A 10,267-nucleotide genomic window follows, 5' to 3' on the forward strand; every position below is an offset into this window, starting at 1 on the left:
GGGAATGACGGTATTGCCGCGGGCGAACTGGCCCGGCAGATATCCATTCCGCACAACACCATGTCATCACACCTGACCACACTTAGTCAGGCCGGGCTGATTACCAGCACCCGCGAAGGCCGGTCGATCATTTACCGGATCGTTCCCGATGCCATGCGCGATCTTCTGGGGTTTCTTGCAGATGACTGCTGTCAGGGGCAACCCGAACTGTGCGGGCTGCCAAGCCGTTCTGCCACCGTCGATGAAAAAGGATGCTGCTAGATGGGTATTTTCGAACGTTTTCTGACCATCTGGGTTGCTGTCAGCATCGTGGTCGGCATCGTCTTGGGCGAGATGTTCCCGAGCGTGTTTCAGGCGATTGGCAATCTGACCGCCTATGAGATCAATCTGCCGGTGACGGTTCTGATCTGGTTGATGATTGTGCCGATGTTGATGAAGGTTGATTTTGGTGCGCTTCACGAAGTCGGCCGCCAATGGCGCGGGATCGGTGTCACGCTTGGGGTGAACTGGCTGATCAAGCCGTTCACCATGGCAGCCCTTGGCTGGTTGTTTATCGGCTTTCTGTTCCGCCCGCTCCTGCCCGAGGCACAGATTGAAAGCTATATCGCCGGTCTTATCCTGTTGGGGGCAGCCCCCTGCACAGCGATGGTGTTTGTCTGGTCACACCTGACCAAGGGGGATGCGAACTTTACGCTGACCCAGGTGGCGTTGAATGACACGATCATGATTTTTGCCTTTGCACCGATTGTGGCCCTTTTGCTGGGCATTTCGGCGATCACCATTCCTTGGGAAACGCTTACCATTTCGGTTGTGGCGTTTATCGTTATTCCGGTGATTGTTGGCCAGATCATCCGAAACCGCGTCATGAAAGGCGGGGTCGCGGCGTTCAATAACTTTGATGCCAAGCTCAAACCCGTATCGATGATTGCGTTGCTGAGCACGCTGGTTTTGCTGTTTGCCTTTCAGGGACAGCAGATCATTGCGCAGCCGATGATCATTGCCCTTCTGGCCGTGCCGATCATTTTGCAGACCTATTTCATCGCGGCCATCGCCTATGTCGCCAACAAGGTGCTAGTCGTGGAACACAAGATCGCCGCGCCGTCTTCGATGATCGGGGCATCGAACTTCTTTGAACTGGCTGTGGCGACTGCCATCGGGTTGTTTGGCTTTTCATCGGGCGCGGCCCTTGCCACCGTAGTTGGTGTGCTGGTCGAAGTGCCGGTGATGCTGTCGCTTGTCGCCATTGCCAACCGCACCCGTGGCTGGTTCACCCCATCGCAAATTGCAAACTAACGGAGCCCTGATATGAGCCGCAAAATCCGCATTGGCATCAATGGTTTTGGCCGCATGGGCCGTCTGGTTCTGCGCGCAGGATGGGGGCATCCGGACCTTGAATTTGTTCATATCAACGAGATCAAGGGCGGGGCTGTTACCGCGGCCCACTTGCTGGAATTTGATTCGGTCCATGGCCGCTGGGGCAACACTGTTGCCTGTATCGACGATCATGTGGTGATCGATCAGACGCACAAAATCAGTTTTAGCGAAAATGCCACGCCCGGCGAGACCGATTGGGTTGGCATGGGATGCGACATTGTTCTGGAATGCACCGGCAAGTTCAAAACGCCCGAGACATTGCAGCCCTATTTTGATCAAGGGGTCAAAAAGGTCATCGTTGCCGCCCCGGTCAAAGAAGGCGCGCTAAACATCGTTTATGGCGTGAATGACGATCTTTATGACCCAACCCAGCATCACCTTTTGACCGCGGCGAGTTGCACGACCAACTGTCTGGCACCCGTGGTCAAGGTTATGCATGAACAGCTTGGCATCGTGCATGGATCGATCACCACCATTCATGATGTGACCAACACCCAGACGATTGTCGATCTGCCGCACAAGGATTTGCGCCGTGCACGGTCCTGCCTGCAATCGCTGATCCCGACCAGCACGGGCTCTGCCACCGCGATCACAATGATTTACCCGGAACTCAAGGGCAAGCTGAACGGTATTGCCGTGCGGGTACCGTTGCTAAATGCGTCGCTGACCGATTGCGTGTTTGAAGTCGCCGAGGACACCGATGCCGAAACCATCAATCGCCTGATGCGCGAGGCATCTGAAACCTATCTCGCCGGTATTCTTGGCTATGAAGAACGGCCGCTGGTCAGTGCCGATTACCTCAACGACAGCCGGTCTTCGATTATCGATGCCGGATCGACCATGGTGATCGACAAGCGTCAGGTCAAAATCCTGGCCTGGTATGACAATGAATGGGGATATGTCTGCCGGATGGCGGATTTGGCGGCCAAAGTCGCGCAACACCTGTTGGGGAAATAGCAAAAATGTCGGCCGCAATCCGCAACTATGCGCTGGTCACCGGGGCCTATTGGGGCTTTACCCTGACCGACGGGGCGCTTCGTATGCTGGTGCTGTTGCACTTTCATGCGCTGGGCTATTCGGCATTTGAAATCGCGTTGTTGTTCATCCTGTATGAAGTGGCAGGCATCGTCACCAATCTGGTCGGCGGATGGCTGGCGCAGGCGCGCGGATTGCGTTTTACCCTGTTTGCCGGGTTGGCATTACAAATTGCATCGCTGACCGCGCTTTCATTTACCAACCCCGATTGGCTCCCCGCGATTTCGGTTGCTTATGTCATGGGGCTTCAGGCTGCATCGGGGGTTGCCAAGGATCTGACCAAAATGTCGAGCAAATCGGCGATCAAGGTTCTGGTCCCCGCCCATGCCGAGGGGGCGCTTTTCCGTTGGGTTGCGCTTTTGACCGGGTCAAAGAACGCGCTTAAGGGCGTGGGCTTTTTCATGGGTGGTGCGTTGCTGTCCTGGCTTGGCTTTTCCGGTGCGCTTTTGGCGATGGCAGCGGGCCTTGCCCTGACACTTGTGGCGGTTGCCATATCGCTCGGCTCTGCGATGGCCGGACCAGCCGGTGCGATGAAGCCGAAATTTCGCGATGTCTTTTCGCGTGATCGCAAGATCAATGTGCTGTCCGCCGCCCGGCTGTTTTTGTTTGGATCGCGCGATATCTGGTTTGTCGTGGGCCTGCCGGTGTTTCTGGCATCCGAGCTTGGCTGGAGCCATATCGAGGTTGGCAGTTACATGGCGCTTTGGGTGATCGGATATGGCTTTATTCAGGCCATTGCGCCCAAAATGCTGCGTGCCAAAACCCGCGAGCCGGACGGCCGCATCGCGCAAATCTGGATTGCCGCCCTTATTGCCGTGTCTGCTGCTATTGCCATCGCCATCACACAGGACTTCGCCCCGGAACTTGCCGTTCTGGGTGGATTACTTGTGTTCGGGATTGTCTTTGCGATCAATTCATCGCTGCATTCCTACCTGATCCTTGCCTATGCCGAGGGCGACAAGGTCGCGATGAATGTCGGGTTCTATTATATGTCGAACGCCATCGGACGTTTGACCGGAACGGTGCTTTCGGGGGTGGCGTATCTTTATGGCGGATTGGTCGGATGCCTTGTGACATCAATCGCGTTTTTAACGCTCGCCTGGGTGATCAGTACCGCCCTGCCTTCGCGCTCAGCGACACCAACGCACGGTTGATTGGAAAAAACTTCCTTCGCAGATGCGGGATAAATACCTGAAAAGACTCATAAACCGAATTCATGAAACTTTAATCGCGCAAAAAGCCGTGACAAGACACTGCATATAGGGGTACGATTCCAATTAACGGTCAATAACTGGACCGCAGGAGGAGTTCCCGAGTGCCGCGAAAAAGCGTCTTAAACCGAGAATTTTCGCCCCCCGGATCGCACATGCAACATGCTGTGACCGGCGGAAACTCCTACCGCCACTTCCATCGCGAGATGAAAATTGAATGCGCGCCTTTCCATAACGGAATGGCGCGTTTTGCTTTTTTGGCCACTTTGTTGAGGTGATTGTCATGGGTAAGCGCGCAGCACGTCGTCGTAACCGTCCGCAGCAGTCTAATAACAATGTTCATGAACTGTTTGATGAAAACAATGCTGATTGGCACCCGCTTGGCGGGTCGGATCAGACCGGAACAGAACAGAAAGGACAACGCGATCAAAGCTACCGCCGCAACATCCGCCCAAAAAGTGAAAACCAGGCAGCCCTGATGGATGCCATCGACAATTACAATCTGGTCATGGCCCTTGGCCCGGCCGGCACCGGCAAGACCTATATCGCTGTGTCCAAGGCGGTCGAAGCCCTTGATAACGGCGACATCGCCCGCATCGTTCTGGCCCGCCCGGCCGTTGAAGCCGGTGAAAATATCGGCTTCCTGCCAGGCGACGTCGAAGCCAAAATGGCACCGTATCTGCGCCCGCTTTATGATGCGCTCAATGATCGTCTGGGGGCCAAGCGCCTTAAGACTTACATCTCGGACGGCACGATCGAGATTGCGCCGATCGGCTATATGCGGGGTCGTACACTCAACAACGCCTTTGTCGTGATTGACGAGGCGCAGAACTGCACATACGGACAGCTTAAGATGCTGGTCACCCGCCTTGGCTGGAACTCCACCATGATCCTGACCGGCGACCCGGACCAGACCGACCTTCTGCCGGAAATGTCGGGTCTTTCGGAAATGTCCGAACGTCTTGAAAATGTCGAGGATGTCGCCTGTGTCCAGCTGCGTGACAAGGACATCGTCCGTCACCCGCTGGTCGCAAGCATGTTGACCGTTCTTTAGGTTTCAGCACAGCAAACTGCAAAAACACTGCATAAAACAAAGGCGGGCCCGAAAGGGTCCGCCATTTTTTTGTAGTTATCTCAGAGTTTAGCGACACATGCCTTTCGACTAAACAACTCAGGATGCGCTTCCTCTAGAAATTCAAGCCCAGGAGAAAAAAGGTTCTTTACCGCGCGCTCTGACGCAATCCCTTGCAATTCGTTCGAATTTACCAACTCGTGGCCACCGCTCTCTAACCGCATTTTCTCTTTAAGTTCTTCAATTAGGCTTGCGGATACAACTTCACTCATCATCAGAGCAAATATTTCCGGTTGATATAAAAGCAGGGGATTCAAGGTCATTCCAACTATTGAGTATTCGAAATCCACGTTGGATATCAGGCCATCGTAACTATCTTTAATTTCGTCTGTGAATTCGACTTCGATAAGATCTTTCTGACGTATATGCTGTCTGTACAACCAGTCAGCCCCCTCAATCAAACCAGAGAAGCTCCATTCCATTTCATTCTGAGAGGCGGCTTCGTAAGATTTTCTTGTACGAAGAGGAACATAGGATTCACCATCTTCACACTTAAGAACGATTATGCCGCTAATACCCAATGGATTTGGCAAATATTTATAGAGCTTAAAGCTTCTATTTTGAAAATTATTGATATCCCAATTATCTGTGTAGCAGTCTTTTAACGAAGAATTGAGAATACCTCTTACAGAGTTACGCCCCAACTGGCCGTTCTCGCGACTGGATTGATTAGACATATTTAAATCTGGCGAGTAATGGGTCGTAAAAATATCATAAAAACTCGCAAAACCGAGATGCATCACCAACTTCTCATTCTCGCTTTTCACCTCGCGAAGAGTCAACTTTGGGTGGTCCAACGCTCCCGCATTTACTAGATAAAACTCTTCCCGATCGAATTCTGACCACCGAAATGATGCTTCCAAGAACGGAGGAACTTTGTAAAATTGATCGCTATCAAATTTAAACTCCACGTCTCGGTTACCGATGAACCACCTGAACGCCTTGGGGATTTCCTTATCTACTGCATAAGGAATTGTCCTCGACCGAGTATATATTCTTGTCTTCTCGGTAGAAATAAACGTCCTCGAGACAATTAGACTGATTCCGGCAAGTGCAACAAACATAAACTGCAAAGGAAACGAAAGGAGACTTACTAGAACAGAGTTTTCTGAAATTTTCTCCATACCTTCATTTTGAAATATGAAAGAAAGAGAGTACCCCATCCAAATAAGGAACATGATCAGCAATGCAGTGAATGTTTTGCTACTTGACGAAGCCGCCTGGAAGAACGGGTAGCGTATCTTTAGCGCTGCCCAAACCCTCTTGAGATGCACATGTTTCATTACCGACCTACCTGAACTGTTTAAACCCTGACTAATAGAATGCTATTGTTCTGGAACAAGGTTCAAGCTGTTCGTTTGGATAGTTATATCAATGCACTAAGGGTACAAGGTGCGCATTTACCGCCCCATGGCCGCGACTTCGCCGCCACTGTTATTGACTGGGATGTCGTGCTGCCCGGCACGTTTGGCGCGGCCGGTGTGCCAGAATTCCGGATCCTCGGTATAGCCGCTGAATTCATCAAGGTGGATGTCTTCGGGCGGTTCCGGATGGATGGTGATATCGAGATCGGGATATTCTGCACGGATGCTGTCCATCACCTGATGGCAGATCGTGTGCGATTCGCGCATCAGCATGCCGCCATCCATGATCAATTCGATCTCGGCAAAGCGATGCACGCCCGATGACCGGGTCCGCAGACGGTGGATACCAATGACATCGGGGTTTTTCATGGTCAGTTCGATGATGCGCTGGCTATCAGATTCGGGCAGTTCCGCATCCATTAGAACCTTGACCGAGGTCCGGCCAACCTTGACCGCGGAATAGAGCAGGAAGATCGCAACCAGTCCGCCAATCGCCGGATCGGCCCAGGCAAGGCCCGACATCCCGCCAAACAGCGCAATCATCACCGCAAGATTGGACAGGATATCGCTGCTGTAATGAAGCGAGTCCGCCTCGACCGCGGCCGAGCCTGAAATCCGCACCGCCTTGCGTTGAAGCAAAACCAGGCCAATGGTCATGATCAGCGAAACGCCCATGATCCAAAGGCCTTCGACGGCAAATGAAATTGGCATGGGTTCGGTGATGCGCGATGCCGCCTCGGCCAGAACCAGGATCGCAGCCCCAATCATGAAGGCCGATTGGAAAAGCCCCGCCAGCGGTTCTGCCTTACCATGGCCAAATCGGTGATCGTAATCCGCCGGGCGCCAGGCCGACCGCACCGCCATGAAGTTGATCACAGAGGTACCAACATCAAGCATGCTATCAATCATCGAAGATAGAAGGCTGACGGAATCGGTCAGGAACCAGCCGACAGCCTTGATCAGGATCAGTGTCGCAGCAATGACAATGGAGGCCGTCGTTGCACGACGCGCCCAAGTCTCTTTCTGTGCGATGTCAATGACGGGACATTGACTCATCAGTTGTCAACCTCTGGCCTACCAATACGCTTACTGACCACCGTTTTATAGCCTGTTTGCGTACAATATGTAATGTCTATTGCCATATTTTCGCCCGTCCTAGGGCAGCAAATAGCGCATATTTGATATTCCGCAAGGTTTCCAAGCCTTTTTAAAGGGATTATATGTCGCATCCGGGCACATAATTGATACTGTAAAGCCTGCTAGGGACGAGAAACGATAATATGATTGTAGAGATCGGACATTACGCGCTGATACTGTCATTGGTGATGGCAGTTGCCCAATCCACCGTACCGTTTCTGGCGGCATCGCGGCGTGACGCCGCACTTCTGGCCGTCGCACCACGGTTGGCTTTGGCATGCTTTGCACTGGTCGCGGCGAGTTTCCTTGCGCTGACCTATGCCTATGTCAGTTCCGACTTCTCGGTCCTTAACGTTCTGGCTAACAGCCATACCTCCAAACCGATGATCTACAAGATCACCGGTGTTTGGGCTAATCACGAAGGTTCAATGCTGCTTTGGGTGCTGATCCTGACCCTGTTTGGCGGCGCGGTAGCAGCATTTGGCCGCAATCTTCCGCCGACATTGCTGGCGCGCGTTTTGGGCGTGATGGGGCTGATCGGGGCAGGCTTTATCCTGTTTATTGTTCTGACGTCGAACCCGTTTGAGCGCGTATTGAACCCGCCGCTGGATGGGGAAGGCATGAACCCGCTGTTGCAGGACCCGGGCATCGCCATTCATCCGCCGTTCCTTTATCTCGGCTATGTCGGGTTTTCAGTCGCCTTTGCCTTTGCGGTCGCAGCCCTTATTGAAGGCCGGGTTGATCCGGCCTGGGCGCGTTGGGTGCGCCCCTGGACGCTGGCAGCCTGGGTCTTTTTGACCGCTGGCATCGGGCTTGGTTCCTGGTGGGCGTATTACGAGCTTGGCTGGGGCGGCTGGNNGGCTGGTGGTTCTGGGACCCGGTTGAAAACGCATCCTTCATGCCATGGCTTGCGGGGACTGCGCTTTTGCATTCGGCCATCGTGGTCGAAAAGCGTGACGCACTTAAAAGCTGGACCATCTTTTTGGCGATCCTGGCGTTTTCCTTCTCGCTTCTGGGGACCTTCCTTGTGCGGTCGGGTGCGCTGACATCGGTGCATGCCTTTGCCACCGATCCGACGCGCGGGGTGTTTATCCTGTTCCTGCTCTTCATTGCCGTTGGCGGGTCGCTAACACTTTATGCCTGGCGGGCACCGACATTGAAAGGCGGCGGGCTGTTTCAGCCGATTTCGCGCGAAGGGGCGCTTATTTTTAACAATGTCCTTTTGTCGATTGCCGCCGCCATGGTGTTGCTCGGCACGCTTTATCCGTTGCTGCTTGAAACCCTGACTGGCGAAAAAATCTCGGTGGGCGCGCCGTTCTTTAATGCGACCTTCGTTCCGATCATCACCCCGGTGATTGTCGCGATGGCCTTTGGCCCATTGATGCCATGGAAACGTGCCGACCTTCTGGGCGTGTTTAACAAGCTCAAGATCGCCCTTGCGGCTGCCGCGGTTGTCGTGCTGGTGACACTTTGGCTTTCGGGGGGACCTGCCTTTGCCCTGTTTGGGATGGGGCTTGCAGCCTGGTTGTTTGTCGGATCGATCCTTGAATGGTCGGGCCGGATCAAGCTGTTCCGCGAGCCAATTGGCACCAGCCTGCGCCGGATGCGCAATCTGCCGCGCTCGGCCCATGGGACGATGCTGGCCCATGCCGGTGTGGCAATCGTGGTGGCCGGTATCACCGGATCGCAGGCCTGGACCGAAGAAGCCGTTCAGTCACTTGCCGTTGGCGAAAGCACCGAACTTGCCGGGCATACCTTTATCCTGTCTGGCATCCGTGAATATCAGGGGCCGAACTATGCCGCCCGCGAAGCGGAAATCACCATCACCACACCGGGCGAACGCACCGTTGTCCTGACACCGGAAAAACGCGTCTATACGGTCGAAGGCATGCCGACGACCGAAGCCGGTATTCAGTCAAGCTTCACCGGTGACATCTATGCCGTGATCGGTGATCAGGATGAAAGCGGCAAATGGATCACGCGGTTTTACGTCAAACCCCTGATCCCATGGATGTGGTTTGGTGGGCTTGTCATGGTGTTTGGCGGATTGATGTCGCTTTCGGATCGTCGTTATCGCATCGGGGCACCGACCCGTTCCCACAAGACTGCCGCCAAAGCAGTGCCCGCAGAATAAGCCAAGGACAGGATACCTAAATAATGACCATCTGGATTGTTCTTGGCGCGATTACCCTGCTGCTTGCGGGGTTCATTCTGTGGCCGATTTTTGGCGGCAACCGTAAAGCTGGATCGGATGAGGCAACCGATGCGTCGTCCGCATCGGAGCCTGAAGATGGCAGCCCGGAAAACGAGCTTTCGCGCGACCTTGCGGTTTATCGTGATCAGCTTTCCGAGATTGACCGTGATATTGAGCGCGGCGTTCTAAGCGCCGAGCAGGCCGATGCCGCGCGCACCGAAGTTCAGCGTCGTATTCTGGCGGCAGATCAGCGCATCAAAAAGCAACAACCCACTGACACCATCGAGCAGACATCGGCAAACAAGCCGGTCCGGGCCATTGCCGCTGGCTTTATCGTGCTGTTCATTGCTGGCGGGTTCGGGCTTTATCTTGATCTTGGCAATCCGACCATGCCAGACCGCCCGATCACCAGCCGCACCGATGAAATCAATGCCGTGCGCATGGCCCAGACGGCGGATGAAGACCGCCAGTCGGTGCTTAATCGAGCCGTCAGCGATCTGTCGCAAAGGCTTCTGGAAAATCCAGATGATCTGCGGGCCTGGGAATTGCTGGGTGCCAGCCTGATGGCGCTTGGCCGCCCGGAAGAAGCGCAAACCGCGTTTCTTGAAACCGTCAAACGGTCGGGACGCGACGGTGATTATCTGGCCATGTATGCCGAAAGCCTGATCCGCAGCAATAACGGCCAAATCAATACGACAGCCCGTGGCGTGCTGCGCGAAGCCGAAAAAACCGACAGTACCGATCCGCGCATCCAGTTTTATCTTGGCCTTGCCGATGCACAGGAAGGCAATGTCGGTGCTGCGGTCGATCGCTGGATCGC

Annotated in this window: 8 protein-coding genes and 1 pseudogene; 7 read left to right on the forward strand and 2 right to left on the reverse strand. The window is 54.1% G+C overall.

What is annotated here, in order from left to right:
* The 5 genes from B3Z49_RS08520 to B3Z49_RS08540 form a co-directional block, all read left to right on the forward strand.
* Positions 1 to 261 (forward strand): ArsR/SmtB family transcription factor (locus B3Z49_RS08520; protein WP_296989938.1); only part of this gene is annotated, 261 nt, incomplete at its 5' end.
* Positions 262 to 1,293 (forward strand): ACR3 family arsenite efflux transporter, encoded by a 1,032-nt coding sequence (arsB, locus tag B3Z49_RS08525; RefSeq protein ID WP_296989939.1) that lies wholly within the window; start codon positions 262 to 264, stop codon positions 1,291 to 1,293. It abuts the gene before it with no gap.
* A gap of 12 nt (positions 1,294 to 1,305) precedes the next feature.
* Positions 1,306 to 2,331, forward strand: coding sequence for an ArsJ-associated glyceraldehyde-3-phosphate dehydrogenase (locus B3Z49_RS08530; protein ID WP_296989941.1), 1,026 nt, complete (start codon positions 1,306 to 1,308; stop codon positions 2,329 to 2,331).
* A 5-nt stretch (positions 2,332 to 2,336) separates the two neighbouring features.
* Positions 2,337 to 3,563, forward strand: coding sequence for an organoarsenical effux MFS transporter ArsJ (gene arsJ / locus B3Z49_RS08535; protein WP_296989943.1), 1,227 nt, complete (start codon positions 2,337 to 2,339; stop codon positions 3,561 to 3,563).
* 340 nt (positions 3,564 to 3,903) lie between these two features.
* On the forward strand, positions 3,904 to 4,674 hold the full coding sequence (locus B3Z49_RS08540; protein WP_008889771.1) for a PhoH family protein: 771 nt from the start codon (positions 3,904 to 3,906) through the stop codon (positions 4,672 to 4,674).
* An 80-nt stretch (positions 4,675 to 4,754) separates the two neighbouring features.
* Here the strand turns inward: B3Z49_RS08540 and B3Z49_RS08545 are convergent, their stop codons facing one another.
* Both B3Z49_RS08545 and B3Z49_RS08550 read right to left on the reverse strand, forming a co-directional pair.
* Positions 4,755 to 6,035 carry a hypothetical protein gene (locus tag B3Z49_RS08545; RefSeq protein ID WP_296989946.1) on the reverse strand — a complete coding sequence of 427 codons (1,281 nt, stop codon included), beginning with the start codon at positions 6,033 to 6,035 and terminating at the stop codon, positions 4,755 to 4,757.
* Positions 6,036 to 6,152: 117 nt separating this feature from the next.
* On the reverse strand, positions 6,153 to 7,172 hold the full coding sequence (locus tag B3Z49_RS08550; protein ID WP_008889770.1) for a cation diffusion facilitator family transporter: 1,020 nt from the start codon (positions 7,170 to 7,172) through the stop codon (positions 6,153 to 6,155).
* 224 nt (positions 7,173 to 7,396) lie between these two features.
* Between B3Z49_RS08550 and B3Z49_RS08555 the strand changes: the two are divergent.
* Both B3Z49_RS08555 and ccmI read left to right on the forward strand, forming a co-directional pair.
* Positions 7,397 to 9,387 (forward strand): annotated as a pseudogene (locus tag B3Z49_RS08555) (heme lyase CcmF/NrfE family subunit).
* A gap of 23 nt (positions 9,388 to 9,410) precedes the next feature.
* Positions 9,411 to 10,267, forward strand: an 857-nt coding sequence (ccmI, locus tag B3Z49_RS08560) for a c-type cytochrome biogenesis protein CcmI (protein WP_296989952.1), incomplete at its 3' end; no start/stop codon positions are given.

It is taken from the genome of Thalassospira sp. UBA1131 (assembly GCF_002311515.1).
In the GTDB taxonomy this organism is placed as follows: Bacteria; Pseudomonadota; Alphaproteobacteria; order Rhodospirillales; family Thalassospiraceae; genus Thalassospira.